25 protein-coding genes are annotated in these 25,987 nt (G+C 74.3%); 11 read left to right on the top strand and 14 right to left on the bottom strand.

The genetic code is table 11. From position 1 onward, the window contains the following. Positions 1-48 precede the first annotated feature (48 nt). Both AMK29_RS11580 and AMK29_RS11575 read left to right on the top strand, forming a co-directional pair. The gene (locus AMK29_RS11580; RefSeq protein WP_241845294.1) at positions 49-819 is read left to right on the top strand and encodes a response regulator transcription factor; all 771 of its coding nucleotides are present in this window, start codon (positions 49-51) and stop codon (positions 817-819) included. Continuing rightward, entirely contained in the window at positions 816-1,910 is a 1,095-nt protein-coding gene (locus AMK29_RS11575) for a sensor histidine kinase (RefSeq protein WP_073811422.1), read from the top strand. The genes AMK29_RS11580 and AMK29_RS11575 overlap by 4 nt, the downstream gene beginning before the upstream one ends. On the opposite strand, the gene AMK29_RS37020 is transcribed toward AMK29_RS11575, so the two are convergent. Further along, positions 1,907-3,661 (bottom strand): VWA domain-containing protein, encoded by a 1,755-nt coding sequence (locus AMK29_RS37020; RefSeq protein WP_073811420.1) that lies wholly within the window; start codon positions 3,659-3,661, stop codon positions 1,907-1,909. The two genes, AMK29_RS11575 and AMK29_RS37020, sit on opposite strands and share 4 nt — an antisense overlap. A 257-nt stretch (positions 3,662-3,918) precedes the next feature. On the opposite strand from AMK29_RS37020, the gene AMK29_RS11565 reads away from it, so the two are divergent. Next, complete coding sequence (locus AMK29_RS11565; protein WP_073811418.1) at positions 3,919-5,979, top strand: PhoX family protein; 2,061 nt, start codon at positions 3,919-3,921, stop codon at positions 5,977-5,979. A gap of 33 nt (positions 5,980-6,012) precedes the next feature. Here AMK29_RS11565 and AMK29_RS11560 read toward each other — a convergent pair whose 3' ends face one another. The 9 genes from AMK29_RS11560 to AMK29_RS11520 form a co-directional block, all read right to left on the bottom strand. Further along, positions 6,013-7,002 carry a hypothetical protein gene (locus AMK29_RS11560; protein ID WP_073811416.1) on the bottom strand — a complete coding sequence of 330 codons (990 nt, stop codon included), beginning with the start codon at positions 7,000-7,002 and terminating at the stop codon, positions 6,013-6,015. 67 nt (positions 7,003-7,069) lie between these two features. Continuing rightward, positions 7,070-8,545, bottom strand: a complete 1,476-nt coding sequence (locus tag AMK29_RS11555; protein ID WP_073811414.1) for an APC family permease — start codon at positions 8,543-8,545, stop codon at positions 7,070-7,072. A 196-nt stretch (positions 8,546-8,741) separates the two neighbouring features. Further along, complete coding sequence (locus AMK29_RS11550) at positions 8,742-10,706, bottom strand: FUSC family protein (protein WP_073811412.1); 1,965 nt, start codon at positions 10,704-10,706, stop codon at positions 8,742-8,744. A 327-nt stretch (positions 10,707-11,033) separates the two neighbouring features. Next, positions 11,034-11,561, bottom strand: a complete 528-nt coding sequence (locus AMK29_RS11545; RefSeq protein ID WP_073811411.1) for a GtrA family protein — start codon at positions 11,559-11,561, stop codon at positions 11,034-11,036. Positions 11,562-11,981: 420 nt separating this feature from the next. Further along, on the bottom strand, positions 11,982-12,218 hold the full coding sequence (locus tag AMK29_RS11540; RefSeq protein ID WP_073811409.1) for a DUF2630 family protein: 237 nt from the start codon (positions 12,216-12,218) through the stop codon (positions 11,982-11,984). A gap of 18 nt (positions 12,219-12,236) precedes the next feature. Next, entirely contained in the window at positions 12,237-13,271 is a 1,035-nt protein-coding gene (locus AMK29_RS11535; protein WP_107422567.1) for an endonuclease/exonuclease/phosphatase family protein, read from the bottom strand. 5 nt (positions 13,272-13,276) lie between these two features. After that, positions 13,277-13,708: a hypothetical protein gene (locus tag AMK29_RS11530; protein WP_073811405.1), complete on the bottom strand. Its 432-nt coding sequence runs from the start codon at positions 13,706-13,708 to the stop codon at positions 13,277-13,279. A 13-nt stretch (positions 13,709-13,721) separates the two neighbouring features. Next, the gene (locus AMK29_RS11525) at positions 13,722-14,153 is read right to left on the bottom strand and encodes a DUF7144 family membrane protein (RefSeq protein ID WP_073811403.1); all 432 of its coding nucleotides are present in this window, start codon (positions 14,151-14,153) and stop codon (positions 13,722-13,724) included. A gap of 37 nt (positions 14,154-14,190) precedes the next feature. Continuing rightward, positions 14,191-15,036: an alpha/beta fold hydrolase gene (locus AMK29_RS11520; protein ID WP_073811401.1), complete on the bottom strand. Its 846-nt coding sequence runs from the start codon at positions 15,034-15,036 to the stop codon at positions 14,191-14,193. A 75-nt stretch (positions 15,037-15,111) separates the two neighbouring features. Here AMK29_RS11520 and AMK29_RS11515 point away from each other — a divergent pair, with 75 nt between their 5' ends. The 3 genes from AMK29_RS11515 to AMK29_RS11505 all read left to right on the top strand — a co-directional run bounded on the left by AMK29_RS11515 (position 15,112) and on the right by AMK29_RS11505 (position 17,604). Continuing rightward, positions 15,112-16,443, top strand: coding sequence for an aminotransferase-like domain-containing protein (locus AMK29_RS11515; protein ID WP_073811400.1), 1,332 nt, complete (start codon positions 15,112-15,114; stop codon positions 16,441-16,443). 235 nt (positions 16,444-16,678) lie between these two features. Beyond that, positions 16,679-17,119, top strand: coding sequence for a RidA family protein (locus tag AMK29_RS11510; protein WP_073811398.1), 441 nt, complete (start codon positions 16,679-16,681; stop codon positions 17,117-17,119). 80 nt (positions 17,120-17,199) lie between these two features. Continuing rightward, the gene (locus tag AMK29_RS11505; RefSeq protein ID WP_073811396.1) at positions 17,200-17,604 is read left to right on the top strand and encodes a hypothetical protein; all 405 of its coding nucleotides are present in this window, start codon (positions 17,200-17,202) and stop codon (positions 17,602-17,604) included. On the opposite strand, the gene AMK29_RS11500 is transcribed toward AMK29_RS11505, so the two are convergent. After that, positions 17,562-18,131, bottom strand: coding sequence for a hypothetical protein (locus AMK29_RS11500; protein ID WP_073811394.1), 570 nt, complete (start codon positions 18,129-18,131; stop codon positions 17,562-17,564). The two genes, AMK29_RS11505 and AMK29_RS11500, sit on opposite strands and share 43 nt — an antisense overlap. A gap of 158 nt (positions 18,132-18,289) precedes the next feature. Here AMK29_RS11500 and AMK29_RS11495 point away from each other — a divergent pair, with 158 nt between their 5' ends. The 3 genes from AMK29_RS11495 to AMK29_RS11485 all read left to right on the top strand — a co-directional run bounded on the left by AMK29_RS11495 (position 18,290) and on the right by AMK29_RS11485 (position 21,540). After that, positions 18,290-19,321, top strand: a complete 1,032-nt coding sequence (locus AMK29_RS11495) for an ATP-binding cassette domain-containing protein (RefSeq protein WP_073811392.1) — start codon at positions 18,290-18,292, stop codon at positions 19,319-19,321. Beyond that, on the top strand, positions 19,318-20,184 hold the full coding sequence (locus AMK29_RS11490; RefSeq protein ID WP_073811390.1) for an ABC transporter permease: 867 nt from the start codon (positions 19,318-19,320) through the stop codon (positions 20,182-20,184). The genes AMK29_RS11495 and AMK29_RS11490 overlap by 4 nt, the downstream gene beginning before the upstream one ends. A 120-nt stretch (positions 20,185-20,304) precedes the next feature. Beyond that, the gene (locus AMK29_RS11485; protein ID WP_241845332.1) at positions 20,305-21,540 is read left to right on the top strand and encodes a MerR family transcriptional regulator; all 1,236 of its coding nucleotides are present in this window, start codon (positions 20,305-20,307) and stop codon (positions 21,538-21,540) included. Between the two features lie 145 nt (positions 21,541-21,685). Here the strand turns inward: AMK29_RS11485 and AMK29_RS11480 are convergent, their stop codons facing one another. Both AMK29_RS11480 and AMK29_RS11475 read right to left on the bottom strand, forming a co-directional pair. Then, positions 21,686-22,324, bottom strand: a complete 639-nt coding sequence (locus AMK29_RS11480) for an FMN reductase (RefSeq protein WP_073811388.1) — start codon at positions 22,322-22,324, stop codon at positions 21,686-21,688. Between the two features lie 4 nt (positions 22,325-22,328). Continuing rightward, the gene (locus tag AMK29_RS11475) at positions 22,329-23,405 is read right to left on the bottom strand and encodes an LLM class flavin-dependent oxidoreductase (RefSeq protein WP_073812155.1); all 1,077 of its coding nucleotides are present in this window, start codon (positions 23,403-23,405) and stop codon (positions 22,329-22,331) included. A gap of 143 nt (positions 23,406-23,548) precedes the next feature. Here AMK29_RS11475 and cbiE point away from each other — a divergent pair, with 143 nt between their 5' ends. Both cbiE and cobM read left to right on the top strand, forming a co-directional pair. Next, positions 23,549-24,775 carry a precorrin-6y C5,15-methyltransferase (decarboxylating) subunit CbiE gene (gene cbiE / locus AMK29_RS11470; RefSeq protein WP_073811386.1) on the top strand — a complete coding sequence of 409 codons (1,227 nt, stop codon included), beginning with the start codon at positions 23,549-23,551 and terminating at the stop codon, positions 24,773-24,775. After that, positions 24,772-25,521 (top strand): precorrin-4 C(11)-methyltransferase, encoded by a 750-nt coding sequence (cobM, locus tag AMK29_RS11465; protein ID WP_073811384.1) that lies wholly within the window; start codon positions 24,772-24,774, stop codon positions 25,519-25,521. The genes cbiE and cobM overlap by 4 nt, the downstream gene beginning before the upstream one ends. A 360-nt stretch (positions 25,522-25,881) precedes the next feature. On the opposite strand, the gene AMK29_RS37895 is transcribed toward cobM, so the two are convergent. Next, on the bottom strand, positions 25,882-25,956 hold the full coding sequence (locus tag AMK29_RS37895) for a 50S ribosomal protein bL37 (RefSeq protein ID WP_099895366.1): 75 nt from the start codon (positions 25,954-25,956) through the stop codon (positions 25,882-25,884). Positions 25,957-25,987 lie beyond the last annotated feature (31 nt).

Here is a 25,987-nt window from a genome sequence, read left to right as displayed (position 1 = left end):
ATAAACCCCGGGGGCCGGTGGGCGGGGCGGGGTGGGGAGGATGAGGCCATGCGTGTACTCGTAGCCGAGGACGAGCGGGACCTCGCCGCGCTCGTCGCCACCGGCCTGCGGCGGGCCGGCTTCGCCGTCGACACCGTCCACGACGGGGAGGGCGCGCTGGAGCTGATGGGCTTGTACGGGGGGCCGGCGGAGCCCGTGGGGCCGGCGGAGCCCGTGGGGCCACGGGCCGCACCTGCGCCCGCCGGGCCGCCGCGCGGTTCCTCCGCCGTCCCCGAGCCGCTCGGGCCCTTCGTGTACGACGTGCTCGTCCTCGACCGCGACCTGCCCCGCGTCCACGGGGACGACGTGGCCCGGCGGCTCGTCGCCGCCGGTTCCCGCACCCGCATCCTCATGCTGACCGCCGCCACCGCCGTCGACGACCGCGTCGAAGGCCTCGACCTCGGCGCCGACGACTACCTCGGCAAGCCCTTCGAGTTCCCCGAGCTGGTCTCCCGCGTCCGGGCCCTCAGGCGGCGCTCCGCCCGGCCGGCGCTCCCGCCGCTCCTGGAGCGGTACGGCCTGGCCATGGACACCGTCCGGCGGACCGCCCGCCGCGACGGGCGGGACCTCGACCTCTCCCCGAAGGAGTTCACCGTCCTCCAGATCCTCCTGGAGGCCGACGGCGCCGCCGTCTCCGCCGAAGAGCTCCTCGAACGCGCCTGGGACGCCCACGCCGACCCCTTCACCGGAGCCGTACGCGTCTGCATGAGCAAGCTCCGCGCGAAGATCGGCGAACCGGGGCTCATCCGGACCGTGCAGGGCGTGGGGTACGTCCTGTGAGCCCGGCCCCCGACGGGTACCTCGGCGCCGGGTCCACCATCAGGACCCGGATCGCGCTCGTCTACGGAGGAGTCTTCCTGGTGCTCGGAGCGGTGCTGCTCCTCGTGGTGAACCTGCTGGTCAGAGCCGGTACGGACGGTGAAGCCGACGCGATCGTGGCGCGCGCCGACGACATCGCCGTCGTCGAGGCGTACCGGCTCGGCGACGACATCAGCCGGGCGGCCGGCGAGCAGATGCTCATGTGGTCGTCCATGGCACTGATCGCCATCGCCTGCTGCGCGGTGGTCGTCGGCTGGTGGACCGCCGGGCGCGTCCTGCGGCCCGTCCACGAGATGACGGCCCGCGCCCGGCGCCTCTCCGAACGCACCCTGCACGACCGGATCGCCGTCAGCGGACCCGACGACGAGCTCAAGGAACTCGGCGACACGATCGACGCGCTGCTCGGCCGCCTGGAGACCGCCTTCGACAGCCAGCGCCGGTTCATCGCCAACGCCTCCCACGAACTGCGCACCCCGCTCGCCACCCAGCGCGCCGCCATCCAGATCGGGCTCGACGACGACTGCGGGGTCCGGCAGGTGCTGCTCGACGCCAACCGGCGCAGCGAACGGCTCATCGACGGGCTGCTGCTCCTCGCCCGTGGCGAGCGGGGCCTCGCCGAACGGGAGGACGTACCGCTCGGCGAGGTCGTCCAGGAGGAGTACGGGGCGGCGACCGTGGTTCCGGGCGGCGGGGTCGTACGGGGCAGCCGGGTCCTGCTCGCGCAGCTCGTACGGAACCTCGTCGCGAACGCGGTCGCGTACAACGTGCCGGGGGGTGTCGTGGACGTGCGGGTCGAGGGCGGCGTCCTGACGGTCACCAACACCGGGCCGGTCGTTCCCGCCGACGACGTCGACGGCCTCTTCGAACCCTTCCGGCGCGGTGAGGGGCGGGACCGTACGGGGCCGGGCGCGGGGCTCGGGCTGTCCATCGTGCGGTCGGTCGCGGCGGCGCACGGCGGGAGCGTGCGGGCCGTGGCGCGGGGCGCGGAAGAGGGTGGCGGGCTGGTGGTGACGGTGACCCTGCCGGTCACCGTCACCAGCCCTGTCTCCTAGAACTCCAGGTCGGCCAGCAGCCCGCGGTAGAAGGCGGGGTGCGGGGTCTCGACCGGGGTCGCGCCGGGGAAGTACACGGCGGTACGGGGGGCGCCGTCCGGTCCTTCGAGCTTCCGGAGGAAGTCGAAGGCCTTGTTGTCCTCCTCGCCCCAGGCCACGAACCGCCAGTGCAGCGGGCGGTCGGCGGCCTCGGCCAGGGCCTGCGTCGCCGCGGTCTTCGACTCCGGGGCGCCGTCGGTCTGGAACACCACCAGGGCCGGGCGGGCCGGGTCCGCCTTCGCGTGGTGGGCGAGGACCTCCTCCACGGCGCGGTGGTAGTTGGTCCGGCCCAGGCGGCCGAGGGTGCCGTTGATCTCCTCCACCCGGGTGGGGGTGAGGTCGGCGGGCGTCAGGTCGACGGTGCCGTCGATGTCCGTCGAGAAGAACACGGTCGTGACGGTGGCGTCCTCGTCGAGGTGCGCCGCGAGCGCGGTGACCTGCTCGGCGAGGCGCTGCACGGAACCGTCCTTGAAGTACCCGCGCATCGAACCGGACCGGTCCACCACGAGGTAGACGGCGGCCCGCGCGCCCGTGAGCCCCTGCTTCTTCAGCTGGGCCCCGGCGGCCTTGTACGCGTCCGCGAGGTGCGGGGCGGCGGCCTTGACCTTGGCCAGAGCCAGAGCGGGCCCGTCGGCCACGAGAGCGTCGACCTGCGGCTCGGTGGCGGCGTCCGCCTCCGGCTCCGCCGGCTCGTCGGCCTCGGCCTCCGGCGCTTTGGCGTTTGTCTCCGCCTCCGGCTCAGTGACCTCAGCCTGCGGCTCGTCCGTGGCGTCCGCCTCCGGCTCCGCCGGCTCGTCGGCCTCGGCCTCCGGCGCCTCGGCGTCCGTCTCCGCCTCCGGCTCGGCGGCCTCAGCCTGCGGCTCTGCCGCCTCGGTGACCTCAGCCTGCGGCTCGTCGGCGGCGTCCGCCGCCGGCTCCGCCGGCTCGTCCGCCTCGGCCTCCGGCTCGGCGGCCTCAGCCTGCGGCTCCGCCGCTTCGGCGACCTCGGCCTGCGGCTCGTCGGCGGTGCCCGCCTCCGGCTCCGCCGGCTCGTCGGCCTCGGCCTGCGGCGCCTCGTCGGCCTCGGCCTGCGGCGCCTCGGCGACCTCGACCTGCGGTTCGTCGGCGGCGTCCGCCGCCGGCTCCGCCGGCTCGTCGGCTTCGGCCTGCGGCGCCTCGGCCTCCGCCGGCTCGTCCGCCTCGGCCTCCGCCTCCGCCTGCTCCGCGGCCGTCTCGGCAGCGGGAGCGTCCGTCTCGTCCTCGGACGGCTCGGCGTCGGAAGCCGCAGCTTCGTCGGCCGCCTCCGCCTTCACGGCCTCCGGCTCGTCCGCCGTAGCGACGGACTCCTCCGGCTCCTCCGCCGTAGCGGCAGACTCCTTCACGGCCTCCGGCTCCTCCGCCGTAGCGGCAGGCTCCTCCGCCGCCACCGGCTCCGCAGACTCCTCCGCCGTCCCGGCAGACGCATCCGTTCCCGCGTCCGCCGTGCCCGTCGCGGCGACCGTGCCCGTCGTTCCCGCCGAGGGCGTCTTCGCCCGGGCTCTGGGGATCTGGGGGTTGTCGAACGACGCCGCCACCAGGTCGTCCGCCGCGCGGCGGGCCGCGTCGTCGGGGGCGCCCGGGGCGTCCGGGGTGTCGGGGGTCGGGGTCTCACGCGTCTGGGGCGGGACGGAGGTTGCCGGGGTTTCCTCGCGGTCCCGGCCGAACACCTTGCGCAGCATGCTCCGAATACCCATGGGCGAACCCTTTCGCATGAGTGGGGTGCGTGTGAATGTCCGTACTGGGCGTTTCGGGACGTTCATCCCTGGCCAGGGCGGACACGTAAGGTTAGCGGCCACCCCCTTGCTCCTCTGCGACCCGGTCGCCCCCGGTTGTCGTGCATTCATTCGGCGTTCACTCCGCAGCCGTCCACGTGCAGATCTACGCACATAGCGTCGCCGCCGAAGGAATCCCGACACCATGTCGGCGCAGCGTTGCGCCGGAGGAGGACGAAGTGCGCAAACTGCTGCCGCTGCTGAGCACGAACCCCCACGGAGGCGGCCGTTCCGCTCTCACCTGCCGCTTCCGTTGCGGTGACGCCTGCTTCCACGAGGTGCCCAACACCAGCGACAACGAGTACGTCGGTGACGTCATAGCCGGTGCGCTCTCGCGCCGTTCCGCCCTCAGGGCCGCCGCCGTCGTGACCGTCGCCTCCGCCGCCGGCGGCGCCGTCGTCCTCGGCACCGCCCCCGAGGCGACCGCCCGGCCCGGCAAGCCCGGCAGGCCGGGGACGCCGGTGGTCACCGACGGTGCCAGGGGCCTCCGCTTCGCCCCGGTCGCCCCCAACACCGCCGACCAGGTCACCGTGCCCGCCGGCTACGCGCAGAACGTCGTCATCCGCTGGGGCGAGCCGATCCTCCGCGGCGCCCCCGCCTTCGACTCCGAGAAGCAGTCGGCGAAGGCCCAGGCCGGCCAGTTCGGTTACAACAACGACTTCCTCTCCCTGCTGCCGCTGCGCGGGGAGCACCACCGTCAGGTCCTCGTCGCCAACCACGAGTACACCGACGAGGTGCTCATGTTCCGGGGGTACGACTCCGAGAACCCGACCCGCGAGCAGGTCGAGATCGCCTGGGCCGCGCACGGCCTCTCGGTCGTCGTGGTCCAGGAGGAGCACCGCACCGGCAAGCTCACCCCGGTCACCCGCCACCACCTGAACCGGCGCCTGCACACCACCAGCGAGTTCGAGCTGACCGGCCCCGCCGCCGGCGGCGACCTGCTGAAGACGTCGGCCGACCCCGAGGGCCGTACCGTCCTCGGCACGCTCAACAACTGCGCCGGCGGCACCACCCCGTGGGGCACCACCCTCCACGGCGAGGAGAACTTCAACCAGTACTTCGCGTACGGCTCCTCCGCCACCGACAAGCGGTACGGCGTCGGCACCGGCGCGTCCGAGCGCAAGTGGGAGCGGTTCGACAAGCGCTTCGACCTGCGCCAGGAGCCCAACGAGGTGCACCGCCAGGGCTGGGTCGTCGAGCTCGACCCGTACGACCCCGACTCGACGCCCCGCAAGCGCACCGCGCTCGGCCGCTTCAAGCACGAGGCCGCGCAGCCCCGCCTCACCGACGACGGCCGCCCGGTCGTCTACATGGGTGACGACGAGCGCTTCGACTACTTCTACAAGTTCGTGTCGAGCAAGCGGATGAAGAAGGGGAACTCGCGGGCCGCCCGTGAGCACAACCTCACCCTGCTCGACGAGGGCACCCTGTACGTCGCCAAGCTGACCGGCGACTCCCCGGCCGCCGAGATCGACGGCACCGGCAAGCTCCCGAACGACGGCGAGTTCGACGGCTCCGGCGTGTGGATCCCGCTCGCCACCGGCGACGTCTCCCACGTCCCCGGCATGACCGCCGAAGAGGTGTACGTCTTCACCCGGCTCGCCGGCGACAAGGTCGGCGCGACGAAGATGGACCGCCCCGAGGACGTCGAGCCGTCCCCGCGCAGCGGCCGCGTCTACGTCGCCCTCACCAACAACACCAACCGCGGCAAGGGCACCAACCCGGGCGCCGACGAGGCCAACCCGCGCAACCTCAACAAGCACGGCCAGATCCTCGAACTGGCCGAGCACTGGGACGACCCCGCCGCCGACGGCTTCGCCTGGCGTCTCTTCCTCGTCGCGGGCGACCCGAACGACCCGGCCACCTACTACGCCGGCTACCCCAAGGAGAAGGTCTCCCCGATCTCCTGCCCCGACAACGTCGCCTTCGACCCGCACGGCAACCTGTGGATCTCCACCGACGGCAACCAGCTGGGCTCGCACGACGGCCTGTTCGGCGTCGCGACGCGCGGCGAGCGGCGCGGTGAGCTCAAGCAGTTCCTGACCGTGCCGAAGGGCGCCGAGACCTGCGGCCCGATCATCCAGGACCGCCGGGTCCTGGTGGCCGTGCAGCACCCGGGCGAGATCGACGGCGCGTCCGTCGAGAAGCCCGCCTCGGTCTGGCCCGACGGTCCCGGAAAGATCGTCCGCCCGTCGGTCGTCGCCGTCTGGCGCACGGACGGCCGCGACATCGGCGTCTGATCCGGTACGGGAGGGCCGGGGGTGGGGGGCGTCCTACTCCACCCCCAGGCCCTCCCGGAAGCGGGTGAACTGCTCCTCCGGCTCGCCCGTGTACGCCCACGGCACCCACGCCGCCCGGGTGCCCAGCATCCCGAGCAGCTCGCGGGCGATCTCCACCTGGCCCGCGTAGCAGGCCGCGTGCGCCAGGAAGTTCAGGTCGCCGACCTCCTCCGGCGCGACCGGCGCCCCCGGCTCGCGGCCGCCGATCCAGCGCGCGTGCGTCCGCCGCAGTTCCGTCACCGCGAGCTCGTGCTTCCAGTGCTGGTCGAAGCCCCGCACCGGGCCCCGCCCGAGCGCCCCGTCCGCGATGTACCGGTACTCCTCGACCCGCGCCACCTGCACCAGGACCGGGAGCGAGGAGCCGGGCGGCGCCACCCCCGCCGCGTCGCGGGCGAAGTCGTACATGCTGCCGTGCGTCCCGTGCCACCGCGCGGACCAGTAGCGCAGGACCTGGATGTGCCCCTCCGTGTTGTACGGATCGCGGCGCCTCAACTCGTCGAACCAGTACCGCAGTTCACGGCGCGGCACCCCGCCCTCGTACAGCCGCGCCACCGACAGCAGCGACACCCACGGCATCGGGTCGGCCGGTGCCGCCTCGGCGGCGCCCCGGCAGGCGTCGACGGCGGCGTCGATCCGGCCGCGTTCGACGGCGACGCCCCGGCCCGCCGCGATGGCCGCGTCGAAGACCCGCACCACCTCGGTCGCCGCCCGCAGCACGGCCGCGTCGGGGTTGCCCGGTTCGGCGGCCCGCCAGGTCTCCACGGTGGAACTTCCGGCGGCGGCGTGCGAGAGGAGCCGCAGCCGGTGGGTGCGGCGCGCCCAGTCGGAGCCGGTGGCGGCGAGGAGGTCCCGTACGCCCTGCCAGCGGCCGATGACGATGTCGTGGCGCGCCTCGGTCAGCGCGCGGTCCCCGAAGTCCGGGTCGAAGTCGGGCACGAAGCGCTCGGCGCGCGCCGCGCGCGCGGAACGTCGGCGTACGGCCATCGGGGGCCTCCTTCGGGTTCGGCTGCCGTCAGAAGTCGTGAGGGGTGGAGAGGGGGTCTCGGTGCGGTCAGAAGTCCGTGGCGTAGCTCTTGTCCCGGGTGCCGGTCCGTGTGCGGGGGGTCGGGCCGTAGTCCTCGGTGGCGGCCATCGCGCGGGCCGCGTCCAGGCGGGCCGGGCGGTAGTAGTCGCTGCCCTTCCGCCAGTACACGAGCAGCGGCACCACCCCGAGGAGCAGTCCGCCGAGGCCGATCGTCAGCGCGGTCGTGGAGAGTTCACCGAGCGATTCGACGAAGGCCCAGAGCATGAACGCGGAGCCGAGCAGCGGCCAGAGGCCGCCGAGGACCAGGTTCCGGGCGGAGCGGAACAGGACCGACTTGTAGGCGACGACCGCGGCGATGCCCGCGAGACCGTAGTAGAACGCGATCTGGAGGCCGATCGCGGAGACCGCGTCGCTGAGGATCTGCTGGACGGACCCGGCGGCCGCGGCGGCGGCGAACATCACCAGGGCGGCGCCTCCGACGGCGGCGATGGCGACCCACGGGGTGTTCCAGCGCGGGTGCACGGTGCCGAGCGCGGCCGGCAGGGTCCGGTCGCGGCCCATCGCGAAGAGCGAGCGGGTGACCTGGAGGAGCGTGGTCTCCAGGGTGGCGACGGTCGACAGGACGACGGCCACGACGAGGAGTTTGCCGCCGACGCCCGGCCAGATCTCCTGGCCGAGGACGGCGAGGACGTTGGGTCCCGCGGTACGGATCTCGTCGGCGGTCAGCAGGACGTTCACGGCGACGGTGAAGGCCTCGAAGAGGACGAAGACGAAGCCGACGCCGACGAGCGCGGCGAGCCCCGCGGTGCGGCGGCTGTTCCGGGTCTCCTCGCTGAGGTTGCTGGTGACGTCCCAGCCCCAGTAGTAGAACGCGGCGATCAGGGCGCCCGCGGCGAAGCCCTGCGGGCCCTCGAACTGGCCGAGCCCGAACCAGGACCAGTCGAAGGCGGCCGCCCGTCCCCGGTGTGCGACGGCCGCGAGGACGAACCCGACCAGGATCAGCATCTCGACCCCGGACATGATCAGTTGGGCCCGTACGGTGAGGCGGGCGCCGCCCAGGACGACGAGCAGCATGATCAGGAACCAGCCGGCGCCGACGGCGGCGGCGAGCGGGGTGTGGTCGGCGAGGCCGGGGTCGATCAGGGACAGCGTGAGGGAGCCCGCGGGCAGTGAGCCCGCCACCATGAACACGGTCGCGGCGAAGACCAGCGCCCAGCCGGAGAGGAAGCCGAGGAAGGGGTGCAGGGTGCGGCCCACCCAGGAGTAGCCGGCGCCGGCGTTGACGTCGATCCGGCCGAGGCGGGCGTACGCGAGGACGATGCCGAACATGGGTATCGCGCAGTACAGCAGGGCCGCCGGACCCCCGAAGCCGACGGCGCCGAAGAGGACGGCGGTGGTCGCGGCCAGCGAGTAGGCGGGTGCGCTGCCGGCGACGGCCATCACGATCGTGTCGAACGTGCCGAGGACATTGGGCTGGAGCCCTCTGTTCGTGGTGGTGCGCATGGCGGGGTCCTCGGGGCGCGGGGGGTGAGGCAGGGCGAAGTGGCCCGCCCGCCGGGCCGGTTGCCGACGGCGGCGGGCGCGGATCACGGTGAGATCGAGCGCATCGTAGTCGCCCGGGTGGATTCCGGTAACGGCGGTGGGGAGTGTTCCGTTCCGTGACCGCCGGTAAGTCCGTCCGTACGCCCCCGGGGGTGGGCTACCGCAGGTCGGGACCGGCGATGGCGCGGGCCGCGCGGACCTCCTGACGGAGCGGTTCCAGGACTCCGGTCTCGTCCCCGGGCAGTTCGGTGCGGACCGCCACCAGGGTGTCGGTGTCCCGGAGCCCGTCGGCGAGTTCGCGCAGCTCCCGCTCCACGGCCGTGACCTCCGCCGGGTCGGGGTCGGGGGCGCCGTGGTCGACCCGGATCCGGGCGGCCGTCGTCGCGTCCACGATCCGCTCGACGGCGACGACGAGCGGCCACCAGGCGGCGGCGCGGGCCCCGGTGGGCGGTGGCTCGGTCAGGGCGCGCTGGAACTCGGAGCGGACGGTCGACAGGTCCCGGTAGAGCTTCCGCCGGGCCCGCAGCCGGGTGCCCTGGTCGCCCTGCCCCGCGGTGACCTCCGCGAAGGCGAGGGCGACGTAGTCGGCGGTGTCGGCGACGGCGTCCGCGAGCCGGTCCCCGATCCGGGTGTGCCAGGACTCGGGCCACAGGAGGTAGCCGGCGACCAGCGCGATCCCGCAGCCGATCAGCGAGTCGTACAGACGGGGCATGACCAGGCCGAAGCCCTGCTGGTTGAGGGTGTCGGAGAGCAGCAGGATCACCGGGGTGATGGCCGCGGTCTGGAAGGCGTACCCCTTCGCGGAGAAGACGGGGATCAGGGCGGCCAGGACGCACATCACGGGGACGTCCCACCAGCCGCGCGGCACCTCCGCGAGGACGAGGGCGGCGAGGAGGAGACCGGCCGCGGTGCCGAGGGCGCGGAGCACCGCCCGGGAGAAGACCGAGCCGAAGTCCGGCTTGAGGACGAAGGTGACGGTGAGCGCGACCCAGTACGAACGGGGCACGGCGATCAGCGACACCAGCGCCTGGGCGAGACCGATGCAGAGCGCGAGGCGCAGCCCGTACCGCCAGGACGCCCCCGAGAACAGCACGGCGCGGGTGGTCCGGCGGGCGCGGACCCGGAGCGCGGCGGGGCGCCCGAGCCGGTCGTCCACGTTGTGGGGGTCGGGTTCCGCCTGGTGGACGACGGCCGCCGCGTGCCGCAGGGCGTGGTCGACGGCCTTCTCCGCAGGCCGTTCGGGCGTCGGCAGGTCGAGGACGGGCGTCCCCGTACGGCTCTCCTCCACGGCGTCGGCGAGCTGCCGCACGGTCGCCGGGATCGCGCCGGACAGCGGTCCGTACAGCTGGGCGCGCAGATGCGCGGCGGGCGCGGCCTCGGCCAGCGGGATGACGACGTTCAACTGGGCGAGCAGCCGGACCAGGGAGGGCGCGCGGCCGTGCTGGCGGGCGCGGCGGGCCAGGATCAGGTCGTAGGAGTGGTTGAGGGACGCGGTGACGGCGTGCCGTTTCTCGTCGTACGCGGAGCTGCCGGTCGCCTCGTACAGCTCGGCGACGGCCCGGTAGGTCGCGGCGACGGCGGCGCGTTCGGGGGCGGCGCGGCGCAGCGGCCAGCCGAGGAGGGTGAGGACGAGGACGAAGAGCCCTCCGAGGGTGAGGAGGAGCGGCGCCTTCCACCAGGGGTCGGGCATGGGCAGGCCGGCGCCGACGACGGAGTTGAGGAGCAGGAGCAGCCCGGACACGGAGGCGACGGCGCCGATCGAGGAGATCATCCCGGAGACGAGCGCGACGAGGGTGAGCACGGCGACCGCGAGCCAGCCGTGTCCGAAGACGAGGGTGCCGAGGGTGACGCCGACCGCGCCGAAGAGCTGTGGCACGGCGATGTTGAAGACCCGCATCCGGTAGGCGTCGGCGGTGTCGCCGATGACTCCGGACAGCGCGCCCATCGACACGAGCGCCCCGTACGCCGGCTGCCCTGCGGCCAGGCCCACGGCGAGCGGCGCGGCCAGGGCGACGGCGGCGCGGAGGGCGGCGGCCCAGGGGATCGGCGCGGGGGCGGGCTTGAGGCCGGCGGTGAGCCAGGCGGGCGGGGAGAGCCGTACGGATCCAGCGGGGCGAGCCATGGGCCCAACCTAACGTCGGACCTCCGGCGGACCGAGCCGCCGACGGCCCACGCGCCGCGTTCCCCCGCGAGGACTCATGGGACCAGGAGCGGGGGCCGGACCGGCGCGCGGTGCCGGGTGAGGGGGATGGCGGTGGTGGGGTGCGCGACCGTGACGGGGAGGGCGGGGGCGGTCTGCGCGCGGGTGCGGGCTTGAGGCCGGCGGTGAGCCAGGCGGGCGGGGAGAGCCGTACGGATCCAGCGGGGCGAGCCATGGGCCCAACCTAACGTCGGACCTCCGGCGGACCGAGCCGCCGACGGCCCACGCGCCGCGTTCCCCCGCGAGGACTCATGGGACCAGGAGCGGGGGCCGGACCGGCGCGCGGTGCCGGGTGAGGGGGATGGCGGTGGTGGGGTGCGCGACCGTGACGGGGAGGGCGGGGGCGGTCTGCGCGCGGGTGCGGGCGAAGACGACGAGGCGCAGCACCACGAACCGCGCGAGACCGGCGAGCGCTGAGGCGGCCAGGTAGACGAGCTGCTGGAGCGCCGCACCGGGCTCCGCCACCGCATGCTCAAGGGCGAGCATCGCCGCGCAGGTCACGGCGTACGCGGCGATGGCCGAGCCGGCCGACTGCGTGTGCTGGCGCCAGGTCGCCCGTCCGCCGCCGCCGAACGTGAAGCGTGCGTGCAGCTCGGTGGAGAGGAGCGTGGAGACCAGGGCGACCAGGGCCTTGGCCAGGGCCCAGGGCATCCAGGAGGCGAGGGCCGTCACGGCGAAGCCGGCGGCGAGCCCCACGCCGCCTCCGCAGAGCGTGTAGCGGAGGAAGGCGGTGGCCGCACCGGGCTCCCCTTGCTGCCGGCTCCGTGCTGTCTCCATGATCCGCCCCCTCCGTCCGCCCACCCCGGGCGAGGCGCGCCCGGGCCGGTGTGACACCGGGCGCGCTTCCGTGGCACCAGTGTGGCACATTAATGGCGCCATACGGAGTCATTTGTGTGCCACGGTGGTGTGGGTGGGGTTTGGTGTGGTGCGGGCGGGCGCGGGGCGACGGCGGGCGGGGAGAGGTAGGCGGCCAGGGGTACGGAGCTGGCGTCGTCGCGGACAGCACGGCGGGGCCCGGTCGGGGCGCGCCGGTGGCGACGGCGGGCAGGTGGCCGTGGGCGTGGACGGTCCCGTGGCGCCGGCGCGCCGGTGGCGACGGCGGGCGGGGGTGCACGTGTGGCGCCAGCGGGTGGCGATGGCGGGCGTGGGCGCACGTGGGGCGCCGGCGGGCCCGCGGCGCCGGTGGGCGCGGGCGCGTCAGTTGCGGTAGGACTCGACCTCCGCGGCCGGGCGGAGGGTCGCCGTGTCCGGGTCCTCGCCGAACTCGGCCTTCGCACGCCGCTGCCGCAGCAGGTCCCAGCACTGGTCCAGGCGCACCTCGACCTCGGCCAGGCGGGTGCGCTCTTCGGGGAGGAGGCCGCCCGTGCGCTGCCGCAGGGCGCGTTCCTCTTCGACGAGGGCACCGATGTCGTCCAGGATCTCCTCGTTGTCCATGCCTTCCAGCGTGGCCGATCAGCGCCCGCCGCGCAGGTCGAGGTCGGTGAGGACGGCCCGGTGGTCGGAGCCCGCGACGTCGAGGAAGCGGATGCCCCGGACGGTGAAGTCCTCGCTGACCAGGACGTGGTCGATCTGGACGAACGGCGGCAGGGAGCCCTCCATGGGCCAGGTGGGCGTCCGGCTCGCGTCGGCGAGGCGGGCGGCGTCCTGGAGGTGGCCGGCCTCCAGGACCGAGCGGAAGGCGGCGTGGTCCTGGGAGGCGTTGAAGTCCCCGGCGAGCAGGAGCGGGCCGGTGCGGTCCCGGGCGGCGTCCTCGATCCGGCCGAGCTCCCGCCGCCACGAGTCCACCTGACCCGGCACCGGCGGCAGCGGGTGGGCGAGTTGCAGGCGTACCGGCACCCCGGCGATCACGGCGGTGGCGCCCGGCATGCCCATGGCCGCCGGGATCACCCCTTCGTCCCGGAGCGGGTAGGCGCTGAGCAGGACGGAACCGACGGATCCGTCGGCGTCGACGGAGGCCCGGTGGGGCAGTTCGCTCGCGAAGGCGGCGCTGAGGGCGCGCCCGCAGGCCCGGTCGCACTCCGAGACGAACACCAGCTGGGGACGCTCGCGCCGGATCGCCTCGGTCAGCGCCGCGGTGCCCTGCCCGAACTCGACGTTGGAGGCGAGGACCCGGACCTGGGCGAGGGGCAGGCCGTAGGAGGTGACGAGCTGTGGCTGGTGGGGCAGGGAGGCCCAGACGGTGGCGGTGAGCACGACGACGGCCGTGAAGACCAGGGCGCGGCGCCGGGCGGCGACGGCGAGGAGCACGCCCAGTGCGGCGGGCACGGCGAACCAGGGCAGGAGGGAGAGCAGCTGCGGTACGGGGGTGGGTCCGTCCTCGTCGAGGACGCGGCAGCCGACGAGCAGGGCCGGCACCACCAGGAGCAGCCCGGCGGCCCAGGCGGTGAGCGGGTGCCTGGGTCGCAGGGGCGGCGGTTCGGGATCCGCCGGGGCGGGGCTCGTCCCGGACGGCGATTCCACGGGCGCGGTGGCGGGGGCTCGGTCCACGTCCCTCAGTGTCGCAGTGCCTGGGAGATCTCCGCCGTGGGGTCGCCCGAGAGCGTCCGATTGCTGCGCGCCGTAGCGGTCTTGGGCTTGCCGGGCGGGACGGCGTCGATGTTCACGACGACCGAGTCGAGGAAGTTCCCTTCGCCGTCGCGGAAGGTGACCAGGACCGTGTAGTCGGCGTTCTGGTCCTTCGGGTTGGTCGCGGTGATCTCGGCGACCGTGCGGTCGCCGTCGGTGCTGGTCGGCCCTGCGGTGACGTCGCCGGTGGCGTTCACCCCGTCCTTGACCTCGTTCATCCTGTCCTGCGCCGCCGAGGCGACGGCCGCGGTGGCGGACCCGACGACCTCGCCCGCCTTGTCCGCGACGGTGTCGCAGCCGGAGAGGGCGAGGGACGCGGTGGCGGCGAGCGCCAGGACGGTGGCCGTGGTGGGTCTCATGGCCGGCCGATCCTCAGATTCTCTCGTCGCGGCCGTAGGCGTCGTCCGAGGCCAGCGCCCAGATCACGAAGATCGAGACGGCCATGGAGAAGAGCGCCCACCACGGCTGGTAGGGCAGGTAGAGGAAGTGGAGGAGCACGTTGAGGGAGGCGAGTGCGATGCCGGAGATCCGGCCCCATTCGGCGCCCTTGAGGATGCCGGCGCCGACGATGACGAGGATGACGCCGAGGATGAGGTGGATCCAGCCCCAGGTGGTGAGGTTGAACTTGAAGACGTAGTCGCCGACGCGGGTGTAGACGTCGTCCTTCGCGATGCCGGTGATCCCCTGGAGGATGTCCATGAAGCCGGTGATCAGCATGAGGACACCCGCGAAGAGGGTGCCGCCGGCGGCCCAGGCGCCGGAGGAGGACGTGGGCTTGCGGTGTGGTGCCGTGTTCTGGCTCATGACCCCATCGTCGGAGGATCCGCCCGGTTATGAACCTTCAACTGGTCCGTACGAGTGAGCGGAGGTAGCTCTCCAGTACGGCGTCGAACTCCTCGGGCCGCTCCAGGTTGGGCAGATGCGCGGCCCGGTCGATGACGGCGAGGGTGGCGTGGGGCAGGAGTGCGTGCATCTCCTCCGCGTCGGCGACCGGGGTGTACGAGTCGTCCCGGCCGACGACGACGAGCGCGGGCACGGCGACGGTGGTGAGCGTGTGCCGGTGGTCGGCGCGTTCGGCCCGGCCGCGCAGGGCGGCGGCCGCGGCGACGGGGTCGGTGGCGCACATCATGCGGTGGACGTGGGGTGCGGCGTGGGTGTTGTACGGGGCGACCATCCGGTCCAGGACCTCGTCGGCGTATCCGCGCATGCCCTCCCGCAGGAGCCGGTCGGCCATGGCGTTCCGGGCCTTCCTGCCCTCCTCGGTCTCGGCGGCGGGGAAGGTGTCGGCGAGGACGAGGCCCCGGACGCGTCCGGGGTGGCGGCGGTACAGCTCCATGGCGATCTGGCCGCCCATGGAGAGGCCGGCGAGGACGCAGTCGTCGATCTCCAGGGCGTCGAGGAGCGCGACGAGGTCCTCCGCGAAGACGTCGAGACCGAGGGAGCGGGGGGCGGTGGCGTCGGGGCGGCGCGTGGGGGCCTGGTGGGTGCCGAGGGGTGTGGCGCCGTAGCCGCGCAGGTCCGGGGCGATGACCCGGTGCGTGCGGGAGAAGCGGTCGATCTGCGGCTGCCACATGGTGTGGTCGAAGGGGTGGCCGTGGACGAGGAGGAGCGCGGGGCCGGTGCCCCGGTCCTCGTAGAAGGTCTCGGTGGGGAGGGCCGCGGTGTGGACGGTCGTGGAGACGGGCATGTCCGCAGGCTAGGCAGCGCCAACTGCTCGGTGCAATAAGATCTTTGCTCTCGGTGCAAGAGGGGAGGGGCGGCCGTGGAGGAGTACCGCAGGATCGCGGACCGCGTCGAAGCGGCCGTGCGCGACGGGCGGCTGCGGCCCGGCGACCGGCTGCCGCCGCAGCGGGTCTTCGCCCGGCGCCACGGGATCGCGAACTCGACGGCGATCCGGGTGTACGGGGAGCTCGCGCGCCGGGGCCTGGTCGTCGGGGAGGTCGGCCGCGGCACCTTCGTCCGGGCCGCGCCGCCGCTGCCGGGACCCGCGCTCGCCGAGGCCACCGGTGCCGCGCCCGTCGACCTCCAGCTCAACTACCCCGGCTTCGAAGGCCAGTCGGAGCTGATGGCCCGCGCCCTCGCGGCCCTCGGCCGGCCCGACGTCCTGGCCGAAGCGGTCTCCCGGCCCGCCGCCGCCACCGGCACCCCGGAGGCCCGCGCCGCGGCGGCGGCCGTGCTCGCCCGGCCGGGCTGGGCACCGGACCCCGAGAGCGTGCTCTTCGCCGGGAACGGGCGCCAGGCCATCGCCGCCGCGCTCTCCACGCTCGTGCCGCCCGGCGGCCGCCTGGGCGTCGAGGCGCTCACGTACCCGCTGGTGAAGGCGGTGGCGGAGCGGCTCGGCATCCGGCTGGTACCGCTCGCCCTCGACGCCGAGGGGGTGCGGCCCGAGGCTCTCGCGGCGGCGCACCGCGCGGCGCCGCTGGCCGCCGTCTACCTCCAGCCGACCCTCCACAACCCGCTGTCCTCGACCGCCGGGCCCGCACGCAGGACCGAACTGGCCGAGCTGTTGCGGAGCCTGGACCTCACGGCCGTCGAGGACACCACCTGGGCCTTCCTCGTGCCCGACGCGCCCGCCCCGCTCGCCGCGCACGCCCCCGAGCGGGTCCTCCTCGTCGACAGCCTCTCCAAGCGGCTCGCCCCCGGCCTGACCGTCGGCTACCTCGTGGTGCCGGGGCCGCTCCGCGCGGCGGTCGCGGAGGCCCTGCGCTCCGGCGCCTGGACGGCGGGCGGTCTCGGGCTCGCCGCCGCCACCCGCTGGGCCGGGGACGGCACGGTCGCCGAGGCGGTCACGGCGAAGCGGGCCGACGCGGCGGCCCGGCACGCCCTGGTCCTGCGGAGGCTCGACGGGCACACCGTGCGGGCCTCTCCGTACGCGTACTACTGCTGGTGGGAGCTGCCCGCGCCCTGGCGGGCGGAGACCTTCACGGCGGCGGCCGCCGCACGCGCGGGCGTGGCGGTCACCCCGGGCGGTGCCTTCGCCGTGGGGTCGGGTACGGCTCCGGACGCGATCCGGGTCGGTCTCGCCTCCCCGCCGCACGCCGTCCTCGACGAGGCCCTCGCCCGGCTGGCGGGGCTCGCGGCGGAGGGGGCCTGACCGCGGACGGCTGACCGGGCACGGCTGACGGCGGGGACCGGGAGCGTCGGAGCCGCGCCGCCGGTGTCGGGCGGCCCGCCGTCCTCGCCGTCGCGCTCGGCGGCCTCCTCGCGGACCTCGTCGGCGGCCTGGCGTGGGTCGACGCGTACTCCCTCACCTCGGTGCTCCTCGCGGGCGCCGGACTCACCCCGGCCGCCTGCCCGGTGGCCGCGCTCTCCGGAAGGAACGATCGACCATGACCGCACCCACCACTCCCGCCACGCAGGACTCCGCCGACCAGCGGGTCATCACCAACCCCGACACGCTCCACGACCCCACCCCCTTCGGCTACAGCCACGCCGTGTCCGCGCCCGGCGAACTCGTCTTCATCGGCGGCCAGTACGCCTCCGACGCCACCGGCGCCCCCGTCCCCGGCGATTTCGCCGCCCAGGTCGAGCTGTCCCTGACGAACCTGCGGCACGCCCTGGAGGGCGTCGGCCTCGGCCTGGAGCACGTCGTGCGTCTCGGCTCGTACGTCGTCGAGCACGACCTGGCCAAGCTGGAGGTGCTCGGCAAGGCCCTGCACGCCCACTTCGGCGAGCGGCTGCCCGCCCAGACCCTCAGCGGGGTCGCGGCGCTCGCCCTGCCCGGGATGCTCTTCGAGATCGACGCCGTCGCCGCCCGGCCCGTCGCCTGATCCACTTGCGGGGCGCCGGGCCGGGGTGTGCCCTGGAGGGTGCGGGAACCAGGGGGGCGAGACCCGAAGGAGCTCCTGCCATGGCCGCACACGCAGCGGTACCTGCCCGGCGCCGGATCAGCACGCACGGCTGGGGACTCCCGGTCACCATCGGTGTCCTCTACGGCCTCTGGGCGCCCACCGTGGCCCGTCAGGGCGGCCCCGTCACCCTGGGGCAGCTGTGGCTCGGCCTCATCTCGGCCGCCGTCCTCGCCGTCAGCATCCACACCCTCCACCGCCACGGCCGCGCCCTGCGCCGCGAGCTGCGGGCGGCCGCCTGGGGGGCGCTCTCGGGCATCGCGGTCGGCTTCCTCTTCAGCCTGTCCGGCGCCAGCATCCTGTCGTCGAGCGGTCTCGGCCTGGTCGTCGCCGGGCTCAACACGGTGGGTGCCTTCTACAGCTTCTACACCCACGAGGACGCCGTCGGACGACCCACGCCGTACTGACCCGCCCGGCCTCCGCGCCCCTCGCCGTGGCGGCGCCGCCGGTGGTAGGCGACCGCCACGGCGACGAGCAGCACAGGCCAGGCGCCAAGCGGCGCGTAGCAGGCGATCAGCAGGGCGTTCTGGGCCGCGGTGGCCGGGATGCCGGGGCCCAGATCCGCGTACGAGGCGTACACGCCCCAGGCCGCGATGGCGCACAGCCCCGCCGCGCCGGCGAGGGCCGCGCCCGTCGCGGCCGCCGGGTTCACCCGCCGCCCGCCGAGGAACGGCAGCCACAGCGGGAAGACCTCGCCCCAGGACCGGACGAGCCCCAGGGTGAGGAGGGCGAGCAGCTCGGAGACCACGCTGAGGGACACGACGTACACGGTCTCGCCCACGCCGAGCGCGCCGAGTTCGGCGTCCTGCGTGACGGGGAGACCGGCGACGAGCGCGAGGCGCCACAGGCCGGACGGAAGGGTGATCAGGGGGACCGCGTGAGCGGCGAGGACGGCCCAGCGGGACACGTCGGGAAGCGCCTTGGTTCTCATCATGCGCCCAGCGTCCCGCCGGCCCCCGCCCCGGGGCGTCGCCCCGGCGGGCGGTCCGCCTCCACCGGGCGGGGGAGGCCGGGTCCGCCGCTCTGGCGATCCGCGCACGGGTGACGGAGACTGGCAGGCAGGTACTGTCCCGGACCCCGAGGGGAAACGGTATGACCGACCTCGCCATCGAGACCGAGGGCCTGGTCAAGGTCTTCGGCACGAACCGCGCCGTCGACGGCATCGACCTGCGCGTCCCCGCCGGGACCGTCTACGGCGTCCTCGGGCCCAACGGCGCCGGGAAGACCACCGCGGTGAAGATGCTCGCCACCCTGCTCCGCCCCGACGGCGGCCGGGCCCGCGTCTTCGGGAAGGACGTCGTCGGGGACGCCGACACCGTACGCGGCCGGGTGAGCCTCACCGGCCAGTACGCCTCCGTCGACGAGGACCTGACCGGCACCGAGAACCTGGTCCTGCTCGGCCGGCTGCTCGGCCACACGCGGGCCGCCGCCCGCGACCGGTCCGCGCAGCTGCTCGCCGCGTTCGGGCTCGCGGACGCCGCCGACCGGCAGATCAAGAACTACTCGGGCGGCATGCGGCGCCGTATCGACATCGCCGCGTCCATCCTCAACACCCCCGACCTGCTGTTCCTCGACGAGCCCACGACCGGCCTCGACCCGCGCAGCCGCAACCAGGTCTGGGACATCGTCCGCGCCGTCGTCGCCCAGGGCACCACCGTCCTGCTGACCACCCAGTACCTGGACGAGGCGGACCAGCTGGCCTCCCGCATCGCCGTGATCGACCACGGCAAGGTGATCGCGGAGGGCACGAAGGGCGAGCTGAAGGCCTCCGTCGGCTCGGGTTCCGTGCACGTACGGCTCCGGGACCCCGAGCAGCGGCCGGACGCCGAGCGGGTCCTCCAGGGCGCGCTGAAGGCGGCCGTCACGCTCGAACCCGACCCGGTCGCGCTCACCGCCACCGTCAACGGCCACGGGACGGACCTCGGCGCCGCCGAACAGGCCGCGCGGGCCCTGGCGGAGCTGGCGCGGGCCGGGATCACCGTCGACAACTTCGCCCTCGGCCAGCCCAGCCTCGACGAGGTGTTCCTGGCGCTGACGGACCGCCCCGCGGAGACGCTCGCGGACGGGCCCACGGACGGCTTGGGCGAGGGCACCCCCACCGACCGGAAGGGACCGACGGCATGACCACCGTCACCACCGGCAAGGACACGCAGTCGACCGACGCCCTCGAGTTCGTCGCCCCGAAGGCGGACGAACTGGCGGCGCTGCTCGTCGGGCAGTCACGGCCCCCGCGTCCCAGCGCGCTGTCCGCGTCGCTGACCTTCGGCTGGCGGGCCATGCTCAAGATCAAGCACGTGCCGGAGCAGCTGTTCGACGTGACGGCGTTCCCGATCATGATGGTGCTGATGTACACGTACCTCTTCGGGGGCGCGCTGGCCGGCTCGGTCTCGGAGTACATCCAGTTCCTGCTGCCGGGCATCCTCGTGATGAGCGTCGTGATGATCACGATGTACACCGGGATCTCCGTCAACACCGACATCGAGAAGGGCGTCTTCGACCGCTTCCGCACGCTGCCGATCTGGCGTCCCGCGCCGATGGTCGGCTATCTCCTCGGCGACGTCGTGCGCTATCTGATCGCCTCGGCCGTGATGCTGACGGTCGGTGTGCTCATCGGCTACCGGCCGGACGGCGGGCTGGTCGGCGTGCTGCTCGGGGTGGCGCTGCTGATCGTCTTCTCGTTCGCGTTCTCGTGGATCTGGACCATGTTCGGGCTGATGCTGCGCAGCGAGAAGTCCGTCATGGGCGTCAGCATGATGGTGATCTTCCCGCTGACGTTCCTGTCCAACGTCTTCGTCGACCCGAGGACGATGCCGGGCTGGCTCCAGGCCTTCGTCAACAACAGCCCGGTGACCCATCTGGCCACGGCCGTCCGCGAGTTGATGGCCGGGAACTGGCCGGCGGCGGACATCGCCTGGACGCTGGGATGGTCGGCCGTCCTGGTGGTGGTCTTCGGCGCGGTGACGATGAGGCTGTACAACCGCAAGTAGCGCCGGATGTGCCGTGTACGCCCTCCGCGTTGACCTTCCCTCGTGGGGAAGGCCCACCATCGGCGTGCCGGGCAGGGAGCCCGGCACGGGGAGGAGAGAGCCGTGCGCGACACCGGGTCCATGCCGACGCCGATGCTGACGATCGGGGACTTCGCCCGCGCCACCCGGCTCTCCGCCAAGGCGCTGCGCCGCTACGACGAGCTCGGTCTGCTGCCGCCCGCCCGCGTGGACCCGTTCACCGGCTACCGGTACTACACCGATGAGCAGGTCGAACGGGCCCGGTTGGTGGCCTGGCTGCGGCGGATCGGCATGCCGCTCGCCGAGGTCGGGCGGGTCTGCGACCTGTACGGGACGGATCCGGCGGGCGCGGCCCGGGCGATCCGCGCGTACTGGGCGCGGGTCGAGTCGGAGACGGCGGCGCGCCGGGGCCTGGCGGTCTCCCTGGTGGACCGGCTGAAGGGACCCGCCGACATGAGCTTCGAGACGACATCGGGGACGGCCTCGGGAGCGGCATCCAGGACGACTTCGGGGGAGGCCTCCGGGGCGGCCTCGGGGACGGACTCCGGGACTTCCTCTGGGCAGGGCTTCGGGACGGCCTTCGGGACGTCCTCGGAAACGGACTCCGGGAGGGGGCTCGCCCCGCCCGCCCTCGCGTTGTGGACCGCCGTGCGCCTCGATCGTGGTCTGGTACGCCCCTCCCAGCAGGACGCGGCCCTGGCGGGGCCGCGCCTGCTCGCCGTCGCCGACGGGTACGGACCGGAAGGGGAGGCGGCCGCGCGGGCGGTGGTCGGCGCGCTGGGATCCGTACCGGCGCCGGAGCCCCCCGCGCGGACCGGGGACGTGCTCAACGCCCTGGAGGACGCGGTGCGGGCGGCCGACGGGGCGGTGACCGGTCTGGCGGACTCGGGCACGACCCTGACCGCCGCCCTGTGGACGGGCGGCCGGCTGGTGCTCGCCCACCTGGGGGACTCGCGGGCGTACCTGCTGCGGGACGGTGTACTGGTCCGGCTCACCCGCGACCACACCGTGGTCCAGGCGCTGGTCGACGCCGGCGAACTGGACCCGGCCGAGGCGGCCGAGCGCCCCGACCGCGCGGTGCTGCTCAAGGCCCTGGACGGCGGGGAGGTGCCGCCCGAGCCGGAGCTCGGGGTGCACGAGGCGCGGCCCGGGGACCGGTATCTGCTCTGCACGGACGGGCTTTCGGCGGTGGCGCCGGCCGAGGAGATCCGGCGGGCGCTCGCCGCGGGCGGCACCCCGGACGACGCGGCCGAGGCCCTGGTGGCGCTGGCGCGGGAGCTGGGCGGCCCGGACAACGTGGCCTGCGTGGTGGCCGACGTCGTGCCCGCCGACGGGTAGCGGGCGCCGGGACGGGCGGGGCCCCGGACGGGGGCGTCACCCGCCGACGGGCGCTGGCCCCGGGACGGGCGGGGGCGCCAGCCGCCGACGGACAGTGGTGCCGGGACGGGCGGGGCGCCGAAGGGGGCGCCCGCCCGGCTTGCCGTCAGTCGAGGCGCAGGTCGGCGAGTTGGCGTTCGAAGGGGACGATCTCGTCCTCGTCGTCCCGCCTGCCCGGCCGGGCGGCGACCATGTCCGCGAACTCGCGCCCGGCCCGGTCGATCCGGGACGACAGACCGTCCCCGTGGCCCGCGGGGGCGGCCTGGTCGGCGCCCGAACCCCAGTCCTCCGAGGCCGCGTAGACGGCGGTCGGTGCGACGAGGGCCCGCAGATAGGCGAAGAGCGGCCGCAGGGCGTGGTCGAGGACGAGGGAGTGGCGGGCGGTGCCGCCGGTCGCCCCGAGGAGGACCGGCGTGCCGGCGAGCGCCGCCGGGTCGATCAGGTCGAAGAACGACTTGAACAGGCCGCTGTACGAGGCGGTGAACACGGGGGTCACGGCGACGACCCCGTCGGCGCCGGTCACCGCGTCGATCGCTTCCCGCAGCTGCCCGGAGGGGAAGCCGGTCACGAAGTTCTTCGCGATGTCGACGGCCAGGTCGCGCAGTTCGACGACCTGGACGTCGACCGCGTACTCCTGCTCGGCGAGCCGGTACCGGGCGGCCCGGAGGAGCCGGTCGGTGAGCAGCCGGGTGGAGGAGGGGGAGCTGAGTCCGGCGGAGACCGCGACCAGCTTCAGCGTCTGCATGGCGTCAGACCTCCCGGGTGAGGACGGCGGGGTGGAGCGGGGCGGTGGTGGGGACGCCGGCGGGGCGCAGGCTCTCGAACTCCTTGCGCAGGACCGGGACGACCTCCTCGCCGAGGATGTCGAGCTGCTCCAGGACCGTCTTGAGGGGCAGTCCGGCGTGGTCGACGAGGAACAGCTGGCGCTGGTAGTCGCCCACGTAGTCGCGGAAGGACAGGGTGCGCTCGATGACCTCCTGCGGCGAGCCGACGGTCAGCGGCGTCTCGCGGGAGAACTCCTCCAGGGACGGGCCGTGGCCGTAGACGGGCGCGTTGTCGAAGTAGGGGCGGAAGTCCCGTACCGCGTCCTGGGAGTTCTTGCGCATGAACACCTGGCCGCCGAGGCCGACGATGGCCTGTTCGGGGGTGCCGTGGCCGTAGTGGGCGTACCGCTGCCGGTAGAGGCGGACCATCTTCTCGGTGTGCTGCTTGGGCCAGAAGATGTGGTTGGCGAAGAAGCCGTCGCCGTAGTACGCGGCCTGCTCGGCGATCTCAGGGGAACGGATGGAGCCGTGCCAGACGAACGGCGGGACGCCGTCGAGCGGGCGCGGGGTGGAGGTGAAGCCCTGGAGCGCGGAGCGGAACTTGCCCTCCCAGTCGACCACGTCCTCCCTCCACAGCCTGTGGAGGAGCGCGTAGTGCTCGATGGCGAGCGGGATGCCCTGGCGGATGTCCTGTCCGAACCACGGGTAGACCGGGCCGGTGTTGCCGCGGCCCATCATCAGGTCCACGCGGCCGTCGGCGAGGTGCTGGAGCGTCGCGTAGTCCTCGGCGATCTTCACCGGGTCGTTGGTGGTGATGAGGGTCGTGGACGTGGACAGGATCAGGTTCTCCGTGCGGGCGGCGATGTGCCCGAGGAGGGTGGTGGGGGAGGACGGCACGAACGGCGGGTTGTGGTGTTCGCCGGTCGCGAAGACGTCGAGCCCGACCTCCTCGGCCTTGAGCGCGATGGCGACGGTGTTCTTGATCCGCTCGTGCTCGGTGGGGGTGCGGCCGGTGGTGGGGTCGGTCGTCACGTCACCGACGGTGAAGATCCCGAACTGCATCGTGCTCACCTCTCGCGTTCCTGCGTCTCGCTGGTGTTGGTTGAACCTTAAACCATCTCGTCCAACGGTGCGACCCCCTCCTCTATTCCGAGACCCCCTCCTCTGTTCCGAGCCCCCACCAGGCCTCACGTAGAGTCCCCGACGTGAACGGTGCGATAGCGGTCGTCGGAATCGGCGCGGACGGCTGGGACGGACTCCCCGAGACCTCCCGCCGGGTCCTCGGCGCCGCCGAGGTCCTGATCGGCGCCCCCCGCCAGCTCGACCTGCTCCCCGGCGAGGCCTGCCCCGGCGAGCGCATCACCTGGCCCTCCCCGCTCCGGCCCGCCGTCCCCGGCCTGCTCGCCGCCCACCAGGGCCGGACGATCGCCGTCCTCGCCAGCGGCGACCCGTCCTTCTACGGCATCGGCCGCACCCTCGCCGAGACCGTCGGCGCCGACCGCCTCCGCGTCCACCCCCACCCCTCCTCCGTCTCGTACGCCTGCGCCCGCCTCGGCTGGCCCCTGGAGAGCACCGAGACCCTCTCCCTCGTCGCCCGGCCCCTCGCCGCCCTCTCCGCCGCCCTCCACCCCGGACGCCGGCTCCTCGTCCTCGGGGAAGGCCCCGGCACGCCCGCCCAGGTCGCGGCGCTCCTCCGCGACACCGGCTGGGGCGGCACCCGGATCCGCGTCCTGGAACAGCTCGGCGGAGAGCACGAGCGGCTCCTCGACGCGACCGCCGCCGACTGGCCCCACGAGCGGACCGACGCCCTCCACGTCCTCGCGCTCGACTGCGTACGCGACCCGGGCACCCTCCGGCTCGGCGCCGTGCCCGGACTGCCCGACGAGGCGTACGAGCACGACGGACAGCTCACCAAGCGGTACGTACGCGCCGCCACGCTCGCCGCACTCGCCCCCGCCCCCGGCGAACTCCTCTGGGACATCGGCGGCGGCTCCGGCTCCATCGGCGTCGAATGGATGCGGACCCACCGCTCCTGCCGGGCGATCACCGTCGAGAAGTCCCCCGAGCGTGCGGCGCGCATCGGGCGCAACGCCGACGCCCTCGGCGTCCCCGGCCTGCGCGTCGTCACCGGCCCGGCCCCCGCCGCCCTCACCGGCCTGCCCACGCCCGACGCGGTCTTCATCGGCGGCGGCCTCACCGCCCCCGGCCTCCTCGACGCCTGCTGGGACGCGCTGCCCGCCGGCGGCCGGCTCGTCGCCAACACCGTGACGCTGGAGTCCGAAGCGCTGCTCGCCGACCGCTACCGCCGCCACGGCGGCGAGCTGATCCGGCTCGCCGTCGCCTCCGCCGTCCCCGTCGGCGGCTTCACCGGCTGGCGCCAGGCGATGCCGGTCACGCAGTGGTCCGTCACCAAACCAGGAGAACGAGCATGACCGTCTACTTCATCGGCGCGGGCCCGGGCGCGGCCGACCTGATCACCCTGCGCGGCGCGCGGACCCTCGCGGCCTGCGGGGTCTGCCTGTACGCCGGTTCGCTCGTCCCCACCGAACTGCTCGCCGAGTGCGGCCCCGACACGCGCCTGGTCGACACGGCCGACCTCGACCTGGACCGGATCGTCACCGAGATCGCCGCCGCCCACGAGGCGGGCCAGGACGTGGCCCGCCTCCACTCCGGCGACCCGTCCGTCTTCAGCGCGATGGCGGAGCAGATGCGGCGTCTCGACGCGCTGGGCATCCCGTACGAGGTCGTGCCGGGCGTCCCGGCGTTCGCCGCGGCCGCGGCCGCGCTGAAGCGGGAGCTGACCGTCCCCACGGTCGGCCAGACCGTCATCCTCACCCGGATCGCGCAGCAGGCCACGCCCATGCCCGAGGGGGAGGACCTGGCCACCCTCGGCCGCAGCGGCGCCCTGCTCGTCCTCCACCTGGCCGCCCGCTACGTCGACCGGGTCGTCGCCGAACTCGTCCCGCACTACGGCGCCGACTGCCCGGCCGCCGTCGTCGCGATGGCCAGCCGCCCCGACGAACTCGTCCTGCGGGGCACCCTCGACGACATCGCCGCCCAGACGAAGGCGGCCGGCATCACGAAGACGGCCGTCATCCTCGTCGGCCGCACCCTGGCGGCCTCGGAATTCCGCGACAGCCACCTGTACGACCCGGCGAGGGACCGGCACAGCTGCTGACCTGCGGGGCTGTGGCTGCGGGCCGACGGCTGCGGGCTGTGTGCCGTGCGGCCGTGGGCCGGCAAGGCGCGAGTCGCGAGCCGTGCACGGCGCGCGCCGAGGCGTCGGCCGTGCGCCGTGCGGACGTGGGCCCGGGAGCCGCGAGCCGCGGGCCACATGTCGTGCATCGCGCGCGGTAAGGCGTCGGCTGTGCGCCGTGCGGACGTGGGCCCGCCAGCCGCCAGCCGCGGGCCACATGTCGTGCATCGCGCGCGCCGTGGCGTCGGCCGTGCGCCGTGCGGCCCGGGTCGCACGGCGCCGTGAGCCGAACGCGGCGGGGCCCCGGGAGTCCGATCCCGGAGCCCCGCCGCGTGTCACGGTCTAGGCGTTCGGCCGCTTGCCGTGGTTCGCCTTCTTCTTCTTGCGGGCCCGCTTCTTGTTGCCGCGCTTCGCCATCGGACTCCCTCTCGCTCGGGGGGTGTGCCCT

Origin of the sequence: Streptomyces sp. CB02261, from assembly GCF_001905665.1 — a bacterium.
In the GTDB taxonomy this organism is placed as follows: domain Bacteria; phylum Actinomycetota; class Actinomycetes; order Streptomycetales; family Streptomycetaceae; genus Streptomyces.
The sequence above is the reverse complement of the archived record's forward strand: the minus strand, read 5'-3'. Positions and strand labels throughout refer to the sequence as shown.

Excerpts from the sequence above, each read along its gene's own strand:
- AMK29_RS11580 (WP_241845294.1), top strand. The coding sequence starts at position 49 with ATGCGTGTACTCGTAGCCGAGGACGAGCGGGACCTCGCCGCGCTCGTC.
- AMK29_RS37020 (WP_073811420.1), bottom strand. The coding sequence starts at position 3,661 with ATGGGTATTCGGAGCATGCTGCGCAAGGTGTTCGGCCGGGACCGCGAG.
- AMK29_RS11560 (WP_073811416.1), bottom strand. The coding sequence starts at position 7,002 with ATGGCCGTACGCCGACGTTCCGCGCGCGCGGCGCGCGCCGAGCGCTTC.
- AMK29_RS11555 (WP_073811414.1), bottom strand. The coding sequence starts at position 8,545 with ATGCGCACCACCACGAACAGAGGGCTCCAGCCCAATGTCCTCGGCACG.
- AMK29_RS11550 (WP_073811412.1), bottom strand. The coding sequence starts at position 10,706 with ATGGCTCGCCCCGCTGGATCCGTACGGCTCTCCCCGCCCGCCTGGCTC.
- AMK29_RS11545 (WP_073811411.1), bottom strand. The coding sequence starts at position 11,561 with ATGGAGACAGCACGGAGCCGGCAGCAAGGGGAGCCCGGTGCGGCCACC.
- AMK29_RS11540 (WP_073811409.1), bottom strand. The coding sequence starts at position 12,218 with ATGGACAACGAGGAGATCCTGGACGACATCGGTGCCCTCGTCGAAGAG.
- AMK29_RS11530 (WP_073811405.1), bottom strand. The coding sequence starts at position 13,708 with ATGAGACCCACCACGGCCACCGTCCTGGCGCTCGCCGCCACCGCGTCC.
- AMK29_RS11525 (WP_073811403.1), bottom strand. The coding sequence starts at position 14,153 with ATGAGCCAGAACACGGCACCACACCGCAAGCCCACGTCCTCCTCCGGC.
- AMK29_RS11520 (WP_073811401.1), bottom strand. The coding sequence starts at position 15,036 with ATGCCCGTCTCCACGACCGTCCACACCGCGGCCCTCCCCACCGAGACC.
- AMK29_RS11510 (WP_073811398.1), top strand. The coding sequence starts at position 16,679 with ATGACCGCACCCACCACTCCCGCCACGCAGGACTCCGCCGACCAGCGG.
- AMK29_RS11505 (WP_073811396.1), top strand. The coding sequence starts at position 17,200 with ATGGCCGCACACGCAGCGGTACCTGCCCGGCGCCGGATCAGCACGCAC.
- AMK29_RS11500 (WP_073811394.1), bottom strand. The coding sequence starts at position 18,131 with ATGATGAGAACCAAGGCGCTTCCCGACGTGTCCCGCTGGGCCGTCCTC.
- AMK29_RS11495 (WP_073811392.1), top strand. The coding sequence starts at position 18,290 with ATGACCGACCTCGCCATCGAGACCGAGGGCCTGGTCAAGGTCTTCGGC.
- AMK29_RS11490 (WP_073811390.1), top strand. The coding sequence starts at position 19,318 with ATGACCACCGTCACCACCGGCAAGGACACGCAGTCGACCGACGCCCTC.
- AMK29_RS11485 (WP_241845332.1), top strand. The coding sequence starts at position 20,305 with ATGCCGACGCCGATGCTGACGATCGGGGACTTCGCCCGCGCCACCCGG.
- AMK29_RS11480 (WP_073811388.1), bottom strand. The coding sequence starts at position 22,324 with ATGCAGACGCTGAAGCTGGTCGCGGTCTCCGCCGGACTCAGCTCCCCC.
- AMK29_RS11475 (WP_073812155.1), bottom strand. The coding sequence starts at position 23,405 with ATGCAGTTCGGGATCTTCACCGTCGGTGACGTGACGACCGACCCCACC.
- cobM (WP_073811384.1), top strand. The coding sequence starts at position 24,772 with ATGACCGTCTACTTCATCGGCGCGGGCCCGGGCGCGGCCGACCTGATC.